General features: G+C 60.1%; 14 protein-coding genes and 1 tRNA gene. All 15 read right to left on the bottom strand.

Going from position 1 to position 18,887, the window contains the following annotated elements; all coding sequences use genetic code 11:
• On the bottom strand, window positions 1-455 hold a 455-nt coding region (locus tag F757_RS34315), incomplete at its 3' end, for a GTP-binding protein (protein WP_035467599.1).
• Between the two features lie 47 nt (window positions 456-502).
• Window positions 503-2,605: an elongation factor G gene (gene fusA, locus F757_RS0128945; protein WP_027214412.1), complete on the bottom strand. Its 2,103-nt coding sequence runs from the start codon at window positions 2,603-2,605 to the stop codon at window positions 503-505.
• Window positions 2,606-2,739: 134 nt separating this feature from the next.
• Entirely contained in the window at window positions 2,740-3,210 is a 471-nt protein-coding gene (gene rpsG, locus F757_RS0128940) for a 30S ribosomal protein S7 (protein ID WP_006053291.1), read from the bottom strand.
• Between the two features lie 186 nt (window positions 3,211-3,396).
• Window positions 3,397-3,777, bottom strand: coding sequence for a 30S ribosomal protein S12 (gene rpsL, locus F757_RS0128935; protein WP_006053290.1), 381 nt, complete (start codon window positions 3,775-3,777; stop codon window positions 3,397-3,399).
• A 222-nt stretch (window positions 3,778-3,999) separates the two neighbouring features.
• Window positions 4,000-5,847, bottom strand: coding sequence for a DNA helicase RecQ (gene recQ / locus F757_RS0128930; RefSeq protein WP_027214411.1), 1,848 nt, complete (start codon window positions 5,845-5,847; stop codon window positions 4,000-4,002).
• A 201-nt stretch (window positions 5,848-6,048) separates the two neighbouring features.
• Complete coding sequence (gene rpoC / locus F757_RS0128925; RefSeq protein ID WP_013340745.1) at window positions 6,049-10,287, bottom strand: DNA-directed RNA polymerase subunit beta'; 4,239 nt, start codon at window positions 10,285-10,287, stop codon at window positions 6,049-6,051.
• Window positions 10,288-10,308: 21 nt separating this feature from the next.
• Complete coding sequence (gene rpoB / locus F757_RS0128920; protein WP_027214410.1) at window positions 10,309-14,415, bottom strand: DNA-directed RNA polymerase subunit beta; 4,107 nt, start codon at window positions 14,413-14,415, stop codon at window positions 10,309-10,311.
• Window positions 14,416-14,784: 369 nt separating this feature from the next.
• A complete protein-coding gene (gene rplL / locus F757_RS0128915) occupies window positions 14,785-15,162 on the bottom strand; it encodes a 50S ribosomal protein L7/L12 (protein ID WP_013340747.1) in 378 nt (125 codons plus the stop codon).
• 63 nt (window positions 15,163-15,225) lie between these two features.
• The gene (gene rplJ, locus F757_RS0128910) at window positions 15,226-15,729 is read right to left on the bottom strand and encodes a 50S ribosomal protein L10 (RefSeq protein WP_013340748.1); all 504 of its coding nucleotides are present in this window, start codon (window positions 15,727-15,729) and stop codon (window positions 15,226-15,228) included.
• Window positions 15,730-16,028: 299 nt separating this feature from the next.
• Entirely contained in the window at window positions 16,029-16,727 is a 699-nt protein-coding gene (rplA, locus tag F757_RS0128905) for a 50S ribosomal protein L1 (RefSeq protein WP_006053278.1), read from the bottom strand.
• Entirely contained in the window at window positions 16,728-17,159 is a 432-nt protein-coding gene (rplK, locus tag F757_RS0128900; RefSeq protein WP_007180146.1) for a 50S ribosomal protein L11, read from the bottom strand. It abuts the gene before it with no gap.
• A 162-nt stretch (window positions 17,160-17,321) separates the two neighbouring features.
• Window positions 17,322-17,879, bottom strand: coding sequence for a transcription termination/antitermination protein NusG (gene nusG / locus F757_RS0128895; protein ID WP_007180147.1), 558 nt, complete (start codon window positions 17,877-17,879; stop codon window positions 17,322-17,324).
• 1 nt (window position 17,880) lies between these two features.
• Window positions 17,881-18,261 carry a preprotein translocase subunit SecE gene (gene secE, locus F757_RS0128890; RefSeq protein ID WP_027214409.1) on the bottom strand — a complete coding sequence of 127 codons (381 nt, stop codon included), beginning with the start codon at window positions 18,259-18,261 and terminating at the stop codon, window positions 17,881-17,883.
• A gap of 36 nt (window positions 18,262-18,297) precedes the next feature.
• Window positions 18,298-18,373 (bottom strand) — tRNA-Trp (locus F757_RS0128885).
• Between the two features lie 64 nt (window positions 18,374-18,437).
• Window positions 18,438-18,887 (bottom strand): EF-Tu/IF-2/RF-3 family GTPase (locus tag F757_RS0128880; protein ID WP_027214408.1); only part of this gene is annotated, 450 nt, incomplete at its 5' end.

The raw sequence follows: 18,887 nt of genomic DNA, 5'->3' as shown, positions 1-18,887 counted from the left end.
ATCTCGACCAGCTCCAGCAGCTCGGCGTCGTCCACCATGTCGCACTTGTTCAGGAACACGATGATGTACGGCACACCGACCTGACGCGCCAGCAGGATGTGCTCACGCGTTTGCGGCATCGGGCCGTCAGCGGCCGAGCACACCAGGATCGCGCCGTCCATCTGCGCCGCGCCCGTGATCATGTTCTTCACATAGTCAGCGTGGCCCGGGCAGTCGACGTGTGCGTAGTGGCGGTTAGCCGTTTCGTACTCGACGTGCGCCGTGTTGATCGTGATACCACGNGCCTTTTCTTCCGGCGCCGCGTCGATCTGGTCGTATGCCTTCGCTTCGCCGCCGAACTTCTGTGTCAGAACCGTCGTGATCGCTGCCGTCAGCGTGGTCTTGCCGTGGTCAACGTGACCGATCGTGCCGACGTTCACGTGCGGCTTGGTCCGTTCGAATTTACCTTTAGCCATGTTTCTCTTCTTTCAAAAAGTTAATCGTTGAATGACTTGCCGCGCGATTACTTCGACTTGGCGTTGATGATCGCTTCCGACACGTTACGCGGTGCTTCAGCGTAGTGCTTGAACTCCATCGTGTACGTTGCACGACCTTGGGTCAGCGAACGCAGCGACGTCGAGTAGCCGAACATTTCCGACAGCGGCACTTCGGCGCGAACGATCTTGCCGCCGCCAACCATATCTTCCATGCCCTGGACGATACCGCGACGGCCCGACAGGTCGCCCATCACGTTGCCCATGTAGTCTTCCGGCGTTTCGACTTCCACAGCCATCATCGGTTCGAGGATGACCGGTTGAGCCTTGCGCATTGCTTCCTTGAACGCCATCGAGCCGGCCATGCGGAACGCATTTTCGTTCGAGTCAACGTCGTGGTACGAACCGAACGTCAGGTGAACCTTGACGTCGACAACCGGGAAGCCCGCCAGCACGCCTGCCTTCAGCGTTTCCTGGATACCCTTGTCCACCGCCGGGATGTATTCGCGCGGAATCACACCGCCCTTGATCTCGTCGAGGAACTCGTAACCCTTGCCTTGCTCATTCGGCTCGAGCGTGATGACCGCGTGACCGTACTGGCCGCGACCACCCGACTGCTTGACGAACTTGCCGTCAACGTCTTCTGCCTTGCCACGAATCGTTTCACGGTAAGCAACCTGCGGCTTACCGACGGTCGCTTCCACGCCGAATTCGCGCTTCATACGATCGACGAGAATTTCCAGGTGGAGCTCGCCCATGCCAGAAATAATCGTTTGGCCCGATTCTTCGTCGGTTTGAACGCGGAACGACGGATCTTCCTGTGCCAGACGGTTCAGCGCCAGACCCATTTTTTCCTGGTCGGGCTTCGTCTTCGGCTCAACAGCCTGCGAAATCACCGGCTCCGGGAAAATCATGCGCTCGAGCACGATCGGGCTTTGCGGATCGCACAGCGTGTCGCCGGTCGTCGCGTCTTTCAGGCCGACTGCTGCAGCGATGTCGCCCGCGCGAACTTCCTTGATTTCCTCGCGCTGGTTCGCGTGCATCTGCAGAATACGACCCAGACGTTCTTTCTTGTCTTTGGTCGCATTCAGCACGGTATCGCCCGAATTGACGACGCCCGAGTACACGCGGAAGAAGATCAGTTGGCCGACGAACGGGTCGGTCATAATCTTGAATGCCAGGGCGGAGAACTTTTCGTCGTCGGCAGCGCGGCGCTCGCCTTGCTCACCGTTTTCCAGCTCGCCGGTGACCGGCGGGATGTCGATCGGCGACGGCAGGAAATCGAGCACGGCGTCCAGCATCCGTTGCACGCCCTTGTTCTTGAACGCGGTGCCGCACAGCATCGGCTGGATTTCGCAAGCGATCGTACGGTCGCGCAGACCCTTGATGATTTCCTCTTCCGTCAGTTCGCCCGACTCGAGGTACTTGTTCATCAGATCTTCGCTCGACTCAGCCGCCGCTTCGACCATCTTTTCACGCCATTCATTGCACGTGTCGGCGAGTTCAGCCGGAATTTCTTCGTACGAGAACTTGGTGCCTTGGGACGCGTCGTCCCAAATGATCGCCTTCATCTTCATGAGGTCGACGACGCCCGTGAAGTTTTCTTCCGCACCGATAGGCACCACGACCGGGACCGGGTTTGCCTTCAGACGCAGCTTGAGCTGGTCGTAAACCTTGAAGAAGTTCGCGCCGGTACGGTCCATCTTGTTGATGAACGCGAGCCGGGGAACCTTGTACTTGTTAGCCTGACGCCACACGGTTTCCGACTGGGGCTGAACGCCGCCCACTGCGCAGTAGACCATGCACGCGCCGTCGAGCACGCGCATCGAGCGCTCGACTTCAATCGTGAAGTCGACGTGGCCCGGGGTGTCGATGATGTTGATGCGGTGCTCGGCGCGGTCGCCGGCCATGCCTTTCCAGAACGCCGTCGTAGCAGCCGACGTAATCGTGATGCCGCGCTCCTGCTCCTGCTCCATCCAGTCCATGGTGGCAGCGCCGTCGTGAACTTCACCAATCTTGTGGTTCACGCCGGTGTAGAACAGGATGCGCTCGGTCGTCGTCGTCTTGCCGGCGTCGATGTGAGCGCTAATACCGATGTTACGGTAGCGCTCGATAGGTGTCTTGCGAGCCACTTTGATCCTCTATGGGGATGACGCGATGCGAGAAAATACCCATCGCGCTGTAACACAAACGGGCGAGGCGCCTGATAAGCGCACCCGCCCGGAATTTCTTTCCGTATTTGCCTGCTAACCCGAGGTCGGGAAGCTTAGAAACGGAAATGCGAGAACGCCTTGTTGGCTTCTGCCATCCGGTGAACTTCGTCGCGCTTCTTCATTGCGCCGCCACGGCCTTCGGCCGCTTCGGAGAGTTCACCTGCCAGACGCAGGGCCATCGACTTCTCGCTGCGCTTCTTCGCGGCTTCACGCAGCCAACGCATCGCCAATGCCATACGACGCGACGGGCGCACTTCGACCGGAACCTGATAGTTCGCACCACCAACGCGGCGGCTCTTGACTTCGACCACCGGCTTGACGTTGTTGAGCGCTACCGTGAACACTTCCAGCGGGTCCTTGCCACCCTTGGTCTGGATCTGTTCGAAAGCGCCGTACACGATGCGCTCGGCAACCGACTTCTTGCCGGAGAGCATCAGCACGTTCATGAACTTAGCTACATCAACGTTACCGAACTTCGGATCCGGCAACACTTCCCGCTTGGGGACTTCGCGACGACGCGGCATGTTTCTTCCTTTGACTTTTCAGTTGGAGCTGGGTTGAACCCATCTAGCCCCGCGGCCACCAACTAACCCGATTCATCTCAACGACTTACCAGCCTGGTCGGGTGACCACTTACTCGATAGCACCGGCGATTCCGGCACCACCGCTATTACCGCCTTTGCAGGCGACCTGAACTACTGACCGGCTGATTACTTGCCGGCCTTGGCGCGCTTCGCACCGTACTTCGAGCGAGCCTGCTTACGATCCTTGACGCCCTGGGTGTCCAGCGAGCCGCGAACCATGTGGTAACGCACACCCGGCAAGTCCTTCACACGACCGCCGCGAATCAGCACGACCGAGTGTTCCTGCAGGTTGTGGCCTTCACCACCGATGTACGAAATGACTTCGAAGCCGTTCGTGAGGCGCACCTTGGCGACCTTACGGAGTGCCGAGTTCGGCTTCTTCGGCGTCGTGGTGTACACACGGGTGCACACGCCGCGACGCTGGGGGCAGTCCTGCAAGGCCGGGCTCTTGCTCTTCGTCGTTTCCGACGTGCGGCCTTTGCGAACCAGTTGATTGATGGTTGGCATTGTTTATTCCTGAAATTGAACAAAATCGACGCATCTGTTTTCGGGCAAAGCGAAAACGCCTGCGCATCGAACTTCCGGCTAGGGTGACAACCATGCGGGCAGCGCCCGCGCGCAAGCACTCCAAGAACCGGAACCTAGCATAATATTCCGAAAACACTAAGTGAGTCAACAGGTTGCAATGCTTCGCAGACCTGCCGACCTCGCCCAGCGATTGCCGCCGCGTCAATCCGCAGCGACGACTTCCAGCAGTTCTTCGCCGAAACGGTCCAGCTTACGGGCGCCCATGCCTGGAATGCCGCGCAGATCCTCGATCGAATCGGGGCCGTTGCGGGCGATCTCCGCGAGTGTGGCATCGTGGAAAATCACATAGGCAGGCACACCATCGCTCTTCGCGGTTTCGGTGCGCCACGCACGCAGCCGCTCCCAGCGCGCGCGCTCGCGCGGCCCCATGCCGACCGTGGGGTCCGCGCGCTCGCTCGTCCGCCCCGACGACTGACGCGTGCGCGTAGGCTTCACATAGCGGCGCATCGTGACGCTCTGCTCGCCTTTCAGCACAGGCTTGCTGGCTTCCGTAAGAACCAGCGAGCCGAACCCTTCGTGGTCGACCGTCAGATAGCCGAACGCCACCAATTGACGAAACACCGCGCGCCATTCCGGTTCGCCGAGCGCCGCGCCAATGCCGAAGGTAGTCAGCTTCTCATGACCGCGCTGCAGGATTTTCTCGCTGCGGTTGCCGCGCAGAATGTCGATCAGGTGGCCGGCGCCGAAGTTGAAACCGCTTGCCCTCTGTGCGCGGAACACGCAGGACAACGCCATCTGCGCCTCGCGCGTCGCGTCCCAGGTGGCCGGCGGCTCGAGGCAGTTGTCGCAGTTGCCGCAAGGCTGGCTCGATTCGCCGAAGTAAGAGAGCAATCGCACGCGCCGGCAGGTCGCTGCTTCGCACAGGCCGAGCAGCGCATCGAGCTTGCCCGTTTGCACGCGCTTGTGGGCGTCGTCGGCGTCGGACTCTTCGATCATCTTGCGCTGCTGGACGACGTCGCCGAGTCCATAGGCCATCCACGCGTTGGACGGCATGCCGTCGCGCCCCGCGCGGCCTGTTTCCTGATAATAGCCTTCGACGCTCTTCGGCAAATCGAGGTGGGCGACAAAGCGCACGTCGGGCTTGTCGATGCCCATGCCGAACGCGATCGTCGCGCACATCACAATGCCCTCCTCGCGCTGGAACATTTCCTGATGCTTCTGCCGCGTCTCGAATTCCATGCCCGCGTGATAAGGCAGCGCGCGCATGCCTTTTTCCTTGAGCCACTCGGCCGTTTCCTCCACTTTGCGCCGCGACAGGCAATAGACGACACCAGCGTCGGTGGTGCCGTCGGCGCGCGTGTGCTCGGCGCGGATAAAGTCGAGTAGTTGCGTGCGTGCATTGTCCTTTTCGACGATCCGGTAGCGGATGTTCGGCCGGTCGAAGCTCGACACGAAAACACGCGCGTCGTCCAGCGCAAGACGGTGGATGATCTCGTCGCGCGTGATCGCGTCGGCCGTGGCAGTCAGCGCGATGCGCGGCACGTTGGGAAAACGCTCGTGCAGCACCGACAGCTGAATATATTCAGGCCGGAAATCGTGCCCCCATTGCGAAACGCAGTGCGCTTCGTCGATCGCGAACAAGCCGATGCGCGTGCGCTCGAGCAGTTCCTGAAAACGCGGCGTCATCAAGCGTTCCGGCGCGACGTACAGCAGGTCGATCTCGCCGTCGCGCAGCGCGCGCTCCGTCGCCATCGCCTCGGCGCTCGAAAGGGTCGAGTTCAGATAAGCGGCGCGTACGCCGACTTCCGTGAGCGCTGCGACCTGATCCTGCATGAGTGCGATCAGCGGAGACACCACGATGCCCGTGCCCAAGCCGCGCTCACGTCGGACAAGCGACGGAATCTGATAACACAGCGATTTGCCGCCGCCCGTTGGCATCAGCACGAGACAGTCGCCGCCGCGGGCGACGTGCTCGACAATTTCGCCCTGCTGTCCTCGAAATGCGGGGTAGCCAAAGACTTCGTTGAGGATTTCGAGCGGACGGGACATGAATTTGAGAGAGGCGGCGTAGAGCGGGTGACACGAATTTTACCAACGCATTCGTGCTGCGCCCGCGCTTTGCAACAACGTTAGCCATCCGGCCTACGATTCGCCCAAAGCACGTAAGAAACGGCGCATAAAAAAAGCCGCTCAGTCGAAACTGAGCGGCTTCGCTGGCGGTAGAGCCCAGGCGGCTTGCGCCGCCCGGACTTATTCGCCGGAGTGCTGCTGTTCGGCGGCCGGGGTTTCCGGCGTACCGAATTCGAACGACTCTTCCGCTGCGATCTGATCGAAACGCTCGCGGTCGGACAGTTCCTTGCTCTTGCGCGCCTTGTGGAACGCGAGACCCGTACCCGCCGGAATCAGACGGCCGACGATCACGTTTTCCTTCAGACCACGCAGATCGTCGCGCTTGCCCATGATCGCCGCTTCGGTCAGCACGCGCGTCGTTTCCTGGAACGACGCAGCGGAGATGAACGAATCGGTCGAGAGCGACGCCTTCGTGATACCGAGCAAGACGTTTTCGTACGTTGCCGGACGCTTGTCTTCCGCGATCATGCGGTCGTTTTCGTCGAGCATATCCGACCGCTCGACCTGTTCGCCCGGGATGAAACGCGTATCGCCGTTGTCCGTAATCTGCACGCGGCGCAGCATCTGACGAACAATCACTTCAATGTGCTTGTCGTTGATCTTCACGCCTTGCAGACGGTACACGTCCTGCACTTCGTCCACGATGTAGCGCGACAGCGCCTCGACGCCCTGCAGACGCAGGATGTCGTGCGGATCGGCCGGTCCGTCCACGATCATTTCGCCCTTGTTGACGACCTGACCATCGTGAACCAGAACCTGCTTTTCCTTCGCGATCAGGAACTCGTGCTGGTTGCCTTCGAGGTCCGTGATGACGAGACGCTGCTTGCCCTTCGTGTCCTTACCGAACGACGTCGTACCCGTGACTTCCGCCAGGATACCTGCGTCCTTCGGCGAACGTGCTTCGAACAGTTCCGCCACACGCGGCAGACCGCCGGTAATGTCACGCGTCTTCTGCGATTCGGTCGGGATACGTGCGAGCACCTCGCCGACCTGCACTTGCTGACCGTCCTTCACGGTGATCAGAGCGCCCACCTGGAAGCCGATCTGCACCGAATGCTCGGTGTTCGGAATCTTGACTTCCTCGCCGTTCGCGTCGAGCAGCTTGACCTGCGGACGCACGGTCTTCGAAGCTTGCGAACCGCGCCGCTTCACGTCGATCACGACGAGAGTCGAAAGACCCGTCACGTCGTCGATCTGCTTGGCAACCGTCACGCCTTCTTCGACGTTTTCGAACTTCACCGTGCCACCGTACTCGGTGATGATCGGACGCGTCATCGGGTCCCACGTCGCCAGTTGCGTGCCGGCCTTGATCTGCGCGCCGTCCAGTTGCAACAGCGTTGCGCCGTACGGCACCTTGTGACGTTCGCGCTCGCGACCGTGGTCGTCGGTGATCATCGCTTCGCCTGAACGCGAAATGACGATCTGCTCGCCCTTCGCATTCGTGACGTAACGCATCGTCGACGTGAAACGCACAGTACCGTTCGACTTGGCTTCAACCGACGAAGCCACTGCCGCACGCGACGCCGCACCACCGATGTGGAACGTACGCATGGTCAGCTGCGTGCCCGGCTCACCGATCGACTGAGCAGCGATCACACCCACCGCCTCGCCGACGTTCACGAGCGAACCGCGGCCCAGGTCGCGGCCATAGCAGGCTGCGCACAGACCGTAGCGCGTCTCGCAGGTGAGCGGCGTACGCACGCGCACTTCGTCGATGCCGAGGCGTTCGATTTCTTCGACCGCGTCTTCGTCGAGCAACGTGCCCGCTTCGTACAGCGTTTCCTGCGATTCCGGATTGACGACGTCAGCCACCGCCACGCGACCCAGAATACGGTCACGCAGTGCCTCGACGACTTCACCGCCTTCCACCAGCGCCTTCATCGCCACGCCTTGCGACGTGCCGCAATCGTCCTCGACCACCACCAGGTCCTGCGTGACGTCGACGAGACGACGCGTCAGGTAGCCCGAGTTCGCCGTCTTCAGTGCCGTATCAGCCAGACCCTTACGTGCGCCGTGGGTCGAGATGAAGTACTGCAACACGTTCAGGCCTTCGCGGAAGTTCGCCGTAATCGGCGTCTCGATGATCGAGCCGTCTGGCTTCGCCATCAGGCCACGCATACCGGCCAGCTGACGAATCTGAACCGCCGAACCACGCGCGCCGGAGTCCGCCATCATGTAGATGGAGTTGAACGATTCCTGACGCGTTTCGTTGCCGTCGCGGTCGATTACCGGTTCCGTCGACAGCTGTTCCATCATCGCCTTGCCGACCGCTTCCGACGTTGCCGACCAGATGTCGACCACGTTGTTGTAGCGCTCTTGCGACGTGACGAGACCCGACATGTACTGACGGTCGTACTCCTTCACCTTCTTCGCCGCGTCGCCAACGATGGTTTCCTTCTGCGGCGGCACGAGCATGTCGTCCACGCAGATCGAGATACCAGCGCGCGTTGCCAGACGGAAACCCGACTGCATCAACTGGTCGGCGAAAATCACCGTTTCGCGCAGACCGCACTTGCGGAATGCGGTGTTGATGAGGCGCGAGATTTCCTTCTTCTTCAGCGGCTTGTTCAGCACCGAGAACGGCAGGCCCGGCGGCAGGATTTCAGACAGGATTGCACGGCCAACGGTCGTTGCGTACAGCGTGACCTTCGGCACAAACGCCGGCGCGCCTTCCGACTTGTCTTCGTTGTGGACCATTTCGGTGATCCGCACGTTGACGCGCGAGGCGAGCTCGACTTCCTTGTTCTCGTAAGCACGCAGCACTTCGGAGACGCCCGTAAACGACAGGCCTTCGCCCTTGCCGTTCACTGCCTCGCGGGTCGCGTAGTACAAACCGAGCACGATGTCCTGCGACGGCACGATCGAGGGATCGCCGTTTGCCGGGAACAGCACGTTGTTCGACGCCAGCATCAGCGTACGAGCTTCCATCTGCGCTTCGAGCGACAGCGGCACGTGAACGGCCATCTGGTCACCGTCGAAGTCGGCGTTGAACGCCGCGCAAACGAGCGGGTGCAGCTGGATTGCCTTACCTTCGATCAGCACGGGCTCGAAAGCCTGAATGCCGAGACGGTGCAGCGTCGGCGCACGGTTCAGCATGACCGGATGCTCGCGGATCACCTCTTCGAGAATGTCCCACACGACCGGCGTCTGGTTCTCGACTTCCTTCTTCGCAGCCTTGATGGTGGTAGCGACACCCATCACCTCGAGCTTGTTGAAGATGAATGGCTTGAACAGTTCGAGCGCCATCAGCTTCGGCAGGCCGCACTGGTGCAGCTTGAGCGTCGGGCCGACCACGATCACCGAACGGCCCGAGTAGTCCACGCGCTTACCGAGCAGGTTCTGACGGAAACGACCGCCCTTACCCTTGATCATGTCAGCGAGCGACTTCAGCGGACGCTTGTTCGCGCCGGTCATGGCCTTGCCGCGACGACCGTTGTCGAGCAGCGAATCGACGGCTTCCTGCAACATCCGCTTTTCGTTGCGGACGATGATTTCAGGCGCCTTCAGCTCGAGCAGACGCTTCAACCGGTTGTTACGGTTGATCACCCGGCGATACAGGTCGTTCAGGTCGGACGTCGCGAAGCGGCCGCCATCGAGCGGCACCAGCGGACGCAGTTCCGGCGGCAGCACCGGCAGCACTTCGAGCACCATCCAGTCAGGCTTGATGCCCGAGCGCTGGAAAGCCTCGAGCACCTTCAGGCGCTTCGCGTACTTCTTGATCTTCGCTTCCGAACCGGTGTTCTTGAGCTCCGTGCGCAGCAGTTCGACCTGTTCGTCGATGTTGATCGCGCGCAGCAACTCGCGAACGCCTTCCGCGCCCATCTCGGCACGGAATTCGTCACCGTATTCTTCGACCTTGTTGTAGTAATCCTCTTCGGTCATGATCTGGCGCGCTTTCAGCGGCGTCATGCCCGGGTCGATCACCACATACGCTTCGAAGTACAGCACGCGCTCGATGTCGCGCAGCGTCATGTCGAGCACCATGCCCAGACGCGACGGCAGCGACTTCAGGAACCAGATGTGCGCAACCGGCGAGGCCAGTTCGATGTGGCCCATCCGTTCACGACGCACCTTGGCGAGCGTCACTTCGACGCCGCACTTCTCGCAGATCACGCCACGGTGCTTCAGGCGCTTGTACTTGCCGCAAAGGCATTCGTAGTCTTTGATCGGGCCAAAGATCTTTGCGCAGAACAGACCATCGCGCTCCGGCTTGAACGTCCGGTAGTTGATGGTTTCCGGCTTCTTCACTTCACCGAACGACCACGAACGGATCTTGTCCGGCGAGGCCAGACCGATCTTGATCGCGTCAAAAACTTCAGGTTGTTGGACTTGCTTGAATAGATCGAGCAAAGCTTTCATCGCTTCTCTCCAGTAGTCCGATTAGTTGCGGTCGAGGTCGATATCGATACCGAGCGAGCGGATTTCCTTCACCAGCACGTTGAAGGACTCCGGCATGCCTGCATCGATCACGTGATCGCCCTTGACCAGGTTCTCGTACACCTTGGTCCGGCCCGTCACGTCGTCCGACTTCACCGTCAGCATTTCTTGCAGCACGTACGATGCACCGTACGCTTCGAGCGCCCACACTTCCATTTCACCGAAACGCTGGCCACCGAACTGCGCCTTACCGCCCAACGGCTGCTGCGTCACGAGCGAGTACGGGCCCGTAGAACGCGCGTGCATCTTGTCGTCGACCAGGTGGTGCAGCTTCAGGTAGTGCATGTAGCCGACCGTCACCGTACGTTCGAACATCTCGCCCGTGCGGCCGTCGTACAGGCGAACCTGGTTCTTCGACGGCGTCATGCCCAGGTTTTGCGCGATGTCGTCCGGGAACGCCAGATCCAGCGCGCGCGACATTTCTTCTTCCGTCGCACCGTCGAACACCGGCGTTGCGAACGGCACGCCTTCGCGCAGGTTCTTCGCCAGTTCGACGATCTCGTCGTCGGTGAAGCTGTCCAGCTCTTCAGCGCGGCCCGACTCGTTGTAAATCTTGGTCAGGAATTCGCGCAGTTCTTCGATCTTCGCCTGACGCTGCAGCATTTCGCCGATACGCCAGCCGAGACCCTTCGCGGCCCAACCCAGATGCACTTCGAGCACCTGACCCACGTTCATCCGCGACGGCACGCCGAGCGGGTTGAGAACGACGTCAGCCGGACGGCCGTCGGCCATGTACGGCATGTCTTCGATCGGCACGATCTTCGACACGACACCCTTGTTACCGTGACGGCCTGCCATCTTGTCGCCAGGCTGCAGACGGCGCTTGACTGCCAGATACACCTTGACCATCTTCAGCACGCCCGGCGGCAGTTCGTCGCCCTGCGTGAGCTTCTTGCGCTTTTCTTCGAACGCGAGGTCGAACTGGTGACGCTTCTGTTCGATCGAGTCCTTGATGGCTTCGAGCTGAGCTGCTGCTTCTTCGTCCGCAAGGCGGATGTCGAACCAGTGATAGTGGTCGAGATCTTCCAGGTAAGCCTGTTCGATCTTCGTGCCCTTCGCCAGCTTCTTCGGACCACCGTTCGCGACCTTGCCGGTCAGCATACGTGCGAGACGCTGGAACGCGTCGCCTTCCACGATACGCAGCTGGTCGTTCAGGTCGAGGCGATAGCGCTTCAGTTCGTCGTCGATGATCTGTTGCGCGCGCTTGTCGCGCTGAATGCCTTCACGCGTGAACACCTGGACGTCGATCACCGTGCCGCTCATGCCCGACGGCACGCGCAGCGAGGTGTCCTTCACGTCCGAAGCCTTCTCGCCGAAGATTGCGCGCAGCAGCTTTTCTTCCGGCGTCAGCTGGGTTTCGCCCTTCGGCGTGACCTTGCCGACGAGCACGTCGCCTGCTTCGACTTCAGCGCCGATGTAGACGATGCCCGACTCGTCGAGACGGCCGAGTTGCACTTCAGCCAGGTTCGAGATGTCGCGCGTGATTTCTTCCGGTCCGAGCTTCGTGTCGCGCGCGACGACGTTCAGTTCTTCGATGTGGATCGACGTGTAACGGTCGTCGGCCACCACCTTCTCCGAGATCAGGATCGAGTCTTCGAAGTTGTAGCCGTTCCACGGCATGAACGCGACCAGCATGTTCTGGCCGAGAGCCAGTTCGCCGAGGTCCGTGGATGCGCCGTCAGCCAGCACGTCGCCACGCGAAACCTTGTCACCGACCTTTACGATCGGACGCTGGTTGATGTTCGTATTCTGGTTCGAACGCGTGTACTTGATCAGGTTGTAGATGTCGACACCGACATCGCCCGCCACCGCTTCTTCGTCGTTCACGCGAATCACGATACGGCCTGCGTCGACGTAGTCGACCACGCCGCCGCGGAATGCCTGAACCGTCGTGCCCGAGTCGACCGCCACCGTGCGCTCGATACCCGTGCCGACCACGGCCTTTTCCGGACGCAGACACGGCACAGCCTGACGCTGCATGTTCGAGCCCATCAACGCGCGGTTCGCGTCGTCGTGCTCGAGGAACGGAATCAGCGATGCAGCCACCGAAACGATCTGCGACGGCGCCACGTCCATGTACTGGATGCGGTCGGGCGTCACCATCAGCGTTTCGCCGGCTTCACGCGACGACACCAGTTCGTCGGTCAGCGTGCCGTCTTCAGCCACGGCCGCGTTCGCCTGAGCGATCACGTAACGGCCTTCTTCGATCGCCGACAGGTAGTCGATCTGGTCGGTCACCTTGCCGTCTACGACCTTGCGATACGGCGTTTCGAGGAAGCCGTATTCGTTCAGGTGCGCGTACAGAGCGAGCGAGTTGATCAGGCCGATGTTCGGGCCTTCAGGCGTTTCAATCGGGCAGACACGACCATAGTGAGTCGGGTGCACGTCGCGCACTTCGAAGCCTGCGCGCTCACGCGTCAAACCGCCCGGGCCCAGTGCCGAAACACGGCGCTTGTGGGTAATTTCCGACAGCGGGTTGGTCTGGTCCATGAACTGCGACAGCTGCGACGAACCGAAGAACTCGCGAATCGCCGACGAAATCGGCTTCGAGTTGATCAGATCGTGCGGCATCAGGTTTTCGCTTTCGGCCTGGCCGAGGCGTTCCTTCACAGCGCGTTCCACACGCACGAGACCGGCGCGGAACTGGTTTTCCGCCAGTTCGCCGACGCAACGCACGCGGCGGTTGCCCAAGTGGTCGATGTCGTCGACTTCGCCCTTGCCGTTACGCAGCTCGACCAGGATCTTGATCGTGGCGAGGATGTCGTCGTCCTGCAGCGTCATCGGTCCAATGATCTCGTCGCGGCCCACGCGACGGTTGAACTTCATACGACCAACCTTCGAGAGGTCGTACGCGTCTTCGCTGTAGAACAGACGGTTGAACAGCGCCTCGACCGCTTCTTCGGTCGGCGGTTCGCCCGGGCGCATCATGCGATAAATCGCGATGCGCGCGGCCATCTTGTCGGCGGTTTCGTCGATGCGCAGCGTGGACGAAATGTACGGACCCTGGTCCAGATCGTTCGTATAGAGCGTCTGGATGTCCTTGATCTTCGCTTCGCGCAGCTTTTCGAGGACGGTCTCGGTGATTTCGTCGTTCGCGTTCGCGATAACTTCGCCCGTGTCCCCGTCCACGACATTCTTCGCCAGCACGCGACCGAGCAGATAGTCTTCCGGAACCGAAATGAACTTCGTCTTGGCGTTGTCCAGGTCGCGAATGTGCTTCGCGTTGATCCGCTTGTCCTTCTGGACAATCACGTTGCCGTCGCGGTCAGTAATGTCGAAGCGCGCGACTTCGCCACGCAGACGCTCCGGCACGAACTCCATCTGCGCGCCTTCCGGCATCAGCGTGAAGTTGTCGAACACGAAGAAGTTTGCGAGGATCTGTTCCGGTGTAAGGCCGATGGCCTTCAGCAGGATCGTGACCGGCATCTTGCGGCGACGGTCGACGCGGAAGTACAACACGTCCTTCGGGTCGAATTCGAAGTCGAGCCACGAACCACGGTAAGGAATGATACGCGCGGAGAACAGGAGCTTGCCCGAGCTGTGCGTCTTGCCCTTGTCGTGCTCGAAGAACACGCCAGGCGAACGGTGCAACTGCGAAACGATCACACGTTCCGTGCCGTTGATGACGAACGAACCGGTCGGCGTCATGAGCGGAATTTCGCCCATGTACACTTCCTGTTCTTTCACTTCCTTGACGACCGGCTTGCTCGGCGATTCCTTATCGAGCAGCACCAGACGCACTTTGGCGCGCAGCGCCGAGCAGTACGTCAGACCGCGCTGCTGACATTCCTTGATGTTGAACGCCGGCGGCGACAGCATGTAGCTGACGAACTCCAGACGTGCGAACCCGTTGTGCGAGACGATCGGAAAAACGGATGTGAATGCTGCCTGCAGGCCTTCCGGCTTGCGTTGCGTGGACGACGTGTCTGCTTGCAGAAACGTGCTGAATGATTCAAGCTGGGTAGCCAGCAGGAAAGGTACTTGGTGAACGATGGGGCGCTTCGCAAAACTCTTGCGAATACGCTTCTTCTCGGTGAAGGAATATTGCATACGATCTCCGAATCACGGCGGGCATTGTTGTCGAGGCAGGATACCTTGATGAGACAACCCGAGTGTTCACCGACTGAGACCCGATGGCCGTCCGATGGCTTGAACGAGCCTAGAAGCTTGGTGGTTGGCCGCTACCAACCGCTGGCTGACGGCAGCGGATGCCTATGTTGCCCGCTACCCGACCAAACTTGCCTTCTGCAGTCGCTTCAGAAGACAAAGAGAAGCGCCGGTCAATATTGCCGATAGGCGATTTTCTTTGGCTTCTGGGAGTCGCATTCTTGCCAGACAGCGATGCAAAAACGCGTCCCCCACAAAGCACAAAAAGGCCGGCGGTGAAAAACCGCCAGCCTTCGCACAGCGCACTGAAACTTACTTGATTTCAGCCTTCGCGCCGGCTTCTTCCAGCTTCTTCTTGGCTTCTTCAGCAGCAGCCTTCGGTACCGATTCCTTAACAGGCTTCGGTGCACCGTCGACCAGGTCCTTCGCTTCCTTCAGGCCGAGACCCGTCAGTTCGCGAACTGCCTTAATGACGGAAACCTTGTTCGCGCCGACGTCAACCAGGTTGACCGTGAATTCGGTCTGCTCTTCCGCTGCAGCAGCGCCGCCGCCTGCACCTGCCGGGCCCGCCACTGCAACAGCAGCTGCCGACACGCCAAACTTTTCTTCGAACGCCTTAACCAGCTCGTTCAGTTCCAGAACCGACATCGAGCCTACGGCTTCGAGGATGTCTTCTTTTGCGATTGCCATTTGAAATACTCCTAAATTGAATTCGGATACAGCTAGCGATCAATTACGCTCGGCTGAAGTGCATTACGCAGCGGATTCTTCGCCTTGTTTCTTTTCTGCCAGCGCGGCCAGAGCGCGCGCGAAGCCAGAAACAGGTGCTTGCATAACGAACAACAGCTTGGAGAGCAGCTCCTCGCGGCTCGGGATGTTGGCCAGCGCTTGCACGCCTGCCTTGTCCATCACGTTGCCTTCGTAGGCGCCGGCCTTGATGACCAACTTGTCATTGCTCTTGCTGAAGTCGTTAACGACCTTCGCAGCAGCAATTGCATCTTCCGAGATGCCGTAGATCAGGGGGCCAGTCATCTGCTCTGCCAGCGGAGCAAACGGGGTACCTTCGACAGCGCGGCGCGCCAGCGTATTTTTCAACACGCGAAGATAAACCTGTTGCTCACGCGCTTTCGCGCGCAGCTTGGTCAGATCGCCAACCGTGATCCCACGATACTCAGCCAGAACCACGGTCTGGGCTTTCGCGACTTGCGCGGCAACCTCAGCGACGACGGCCTGCTTGCTTTCTTTGTTGAGTGGCACGGTTAACCTCCAGATTCGATACACGCGGCGTGCGCCTTGTGTACCGCGTTCAATAACGGCGTCCGACCAGTCAGGAGTATTTCGACCGCCCGACACCCACATTGCTGAGAGCATCCAACGGCTTCATCACTACAAAACCTTTTCGGGTTCGCCATCTGCGTTGGCTTTGCATTAAGGGTCCGCCTACCTGATGCGTGCCCGCCAACGGTCTTTGACAACCGGTTGCACGATGCAACTGCCACCGCACAACCGCCCAAAGCCCATAAACCGCCCCGGCTCGCACCGAGGCGATGAATTACTTACTGTGCCGCGAGCGACGCCTGATCGACGCGAACGCCGACGCCCATCGTGCTCGACAGGGCGACCTTGCGCAGGTAGACACCCTTGCTGGTCGCCGGCTTGGCCTTTTGCAGCGCGTCGATGAGCGCGCTCAGGTTGCTGCGCAGAGCCGTCGGCTCGAACGAAGCACGACCGATCGTGGCGTGGATGATACCGGCCTTGTCGACGCGGAATTGCACCTGACCTGCCTTGGCGTTCTTCACTGCCGTCGCGACGTCCGGCGTGACCGTACCGACCTTCGGGTTCGGCATCAGGCCGCGCGGGCCGAGGATCTGACCGAGCGTACCGACAACGCGCATCGTGTCCGGCGAAGCGATCACGATGTCGAAATCCAGATTGCCAGCCTTGACCTGTTCAGCCAGGTCTTCCATACCGACTACTTCGGCGCCGGCTGCGCGAGCCTGTTCAGCCTTCTCGCCCTGTGCGAACACGGCGACGCGCACCGACTTACCCGTACCTGCCGGCAGAACGACCGAACCGCGGACCACCTGGTCCGACTTCTTCGCGTCGATGCCAAGCTGCACTGCGACGTCGATCGACTCGTCGAACTTCGCGCTTGCGCATTCCTTTACGAGCGACAAAGCGTCGTCGATCGGGTACAGCTTCTGACGGTCAACCTTTGCTGCAAATGCTTGCAGACGCTTAGAAAGCTTAGCCATTTACACGCCCTCCACGGTGATGCCCATCGAGCGGGCGCTACCAGCGATCGTACGAACCGCTGCGTCCAGATCAGCTGCCGTCAGATCGGGCATCTTGGTCTTGGCGATGTCTTCAGCTTGTGCGCGGGTGATCTTGCCGACCTTGTCGGTGTGCGGCTTGCTCGAACCCTTGTCGATCTTCGCTGCCTTTTTGATCAGAACCGTTGCCGGCGGCGTCTTCAGGACGAACGTGAAGCTCTTGTCAGCAAACGCGGTGATCACGACCGGAATCGGCAGACCCGGTTCCAATGCTTGAGTCTGCGCGTTGAACGCCTTGCAGAACTCCATGATGTTCAGGCCGCGCTGGCCCAGTGCCGGACCGACCGGCGGCGACGGGTTGGCTTTACCTGCAGGAATCTGCAGCTTGATAAAGCCGATGATTTTCTTTGCCATGTTGAAAACCTCTTTGGAGCGCCGCCTTACCAGCGGACACTCAGTGAGTAGTAGCGCGCGTTCGCCGAAGCTCCGACTACTTGCGCTCCTCAACGGCCGTTACGCGGACCGTAAGCGCGAAGTACGAAACGCGCCCGTTGGCGCGCTGCGTAGAATTCTGGATTACAACTTCTCGACCTGTCCGAATTCCAGTTCGACCGGGGTTGCACGGCCGAAAATGGTGACGGACACACGGACGCGCGACTTTTCGTAGTTCACTTCTTCGACGCTGCCGTTGAAATCGGTAAAAGGACCGTCCTTCACCCGCACCATCTCGCCTACCTCGAACAGGGTCTTGGGGCGCGGCTTTTCCACACCTTCCTGCATCTGCGACATGATCTTCTCGACTTCGCGCGGAGAGATCGGACTCGGGCGATTGCGAGCGCCGCCCACGAAACCAGTCACTTTCGCCGTGTTTTTCACGAGGTGCCACGTCTCGTCGGTCATTTCCATTTCCACGAGCACATAGCCCGGGAAGAAACGACGCTCAGTCACCGACTTGTGACCGCCTTTCACCTCGACAACTTCTTCAGTCGGAACGAGGATTTGACCAAACTGGTCTTGCATGCCGGCGCGCTCAATGCGCTCCTGAAGCGCACGTTGCACGCTCTTCTCCATGCCGGAGTAGGCGTGCACGACGTACCAGCGTTTGCCGCTCGGAGATGCCGGAGTATCGCTCATATCATTTCCAACCCAGAATCACCGAGAAAATCGCCCATTCGATGGATTTATCACTAACCCAAAGAAAGATCGCCATGATGAACACGAAGCCAAACACCACCAACGTCGTCTGAGTAGCCTCTTTGCGAGTTGGCCAGACGACCTTGCGGACTTCCTTGTACGAATCTTTGGCGAAAGCGATGAAACCCTTGCCAGGCGCGGAGAGAAGACCGACTGCAACACCCGCGATTGCACCAACAGCCAAGGCGGCTCCGCGGACGTACCATTCCTGACCGTTGAGCCAGAAGAACCCCACGAACCCGGCCAAGACCAGCAATACGCCCGCGACGAGCATCAGCTTGTCGCTGGATGTATTTACAGTTTCGACGGAAGGATTCGCCATAACACCTTAACGAAGCGTCACATTCGACGCGAGAGTTGGCAGGGGCAGAGGGAATCGAACCCCCAACCTTCGGTTTTGGAGACCGACGCTCTGCCAGTTGAGCTATACCCCTAAACCATTTGGGGTTGACGACACCGCCAACCCCGAAACTACAGATTAACGAGAACTATCTGGCGTTACTCGAGAATCTTGGCAACGACACCTGCGCCGACGGTACGGCCGCCTTCACGGATTGCGAAGCGCAGACCTTCTTCCATCGCGATCGGGTTGATCAGCTTCACCGTGATCGACACGTTGTCGCCCGGCATGACCATTTCCTTGTCCTTCGGCAGCTCGATCGAGCCCGTCACGTCCGTCGTACGGAAGTAGAACTGCGGACGGTAGTTGTTGAAGAACGGCGTGTGGCGGCCGCCTTCGTCCTTGCTCAGCACNTACACNTCNGCCGTGAAGTGCGTGTGCGGGTTGATCGAACCCGGCTTGGCCAGCACCTGGCCACGCTCCACGTCTTCGCGCTTCGTGCCGCGCAGCAGGATACCCACGTTGTCGCCCGCCTGACCCTGGTCGAGCAGCTTGCGGAACATTTCCACGCCCGTGCAGGTCGTCTTCACCGTCGGCTTGATACCGAC

The sequence above is a fragment of the Burkholderia sp. WSM2232 genome (assembly GCF_000472545.1).
GTDB lineage: Bacteria > Pseudomonadota > Gammaproteobacteria > Burkholderiales > Burkholderiaceae > Paraburkholderia.
This window is presented reverse-complemented; position numbering and strand designations above follow the sequence as displayed.

Bases quoted from the DNA above. Each gene is read 5' to 3' on its own strand.
- rpsG (WP_006053291.1), bottom strand. From the start codon at position 3,210: ATGCCGCGTCGTCGCGAAGTCCCCAAGCGGGAAGTGTTGCCGGATCCG.
- rpsL (WP_006053290.1), bottom strand. From the start codon at position 3,777: ATGCCAACCATCAATCAACTGGTTCGCAAAGGCCGCACGTCGGAAACG.
- recQ (WP_027214411.1), bottom strand. From the start codon at position 5,847: ATGTCCCGTCCGCTCGAAATCCTCAACGAAGTCTTTGGCTACCCCGCA.
- rpoC (WP_013340745.1), bottom strand. From the start codon at position 10,287: ATGAAAGCTTTGCTCGATCTATTCAAGCAAGTCCAACAACCTGAAGTT.
- rpoB (WP_027214410.1), bottom strand. From the start codon at position 14,415: ATGCAATATTCCTTCACCGAGAAGAAGCGTATTCGCAAGAGTTTTGCG.
- rplL (WP_013340747.1), bottom strand. From the start codon at position 15,162: ATGGCAATCGCAAAAGAAGACATCCTCGAAGCCGTAGGCTCGATGTCG.
- rplA (WP_006053278.1), bottom strand. From the start codon at position 16,727: ATGGCTAAGCTTTCTAAGCGTCTGCAAGCATTTGCAGCAAAGGTTGAC.
- rplK (WP_007180146.1), bottom strand. From the start codon at position 17,159: ATGGCAAAGAAAATCATCGGCTTTATCAAGCTGCAGATTCCTGCAGGT.
- nusG (WP_007180147.1), bottom strand. From the start codon at position 17,879: ATGAGCGATACTCCGGCATCTCCGAGCGGCAAACGCTGGTACGTCGTG.
- secE (WP_027214409.1), bottom strand. From the start codon at position 18,261: ATGGCGAATCCTTCCGTCGAAACTGTAAATACATCCAGCGACAAGCTG.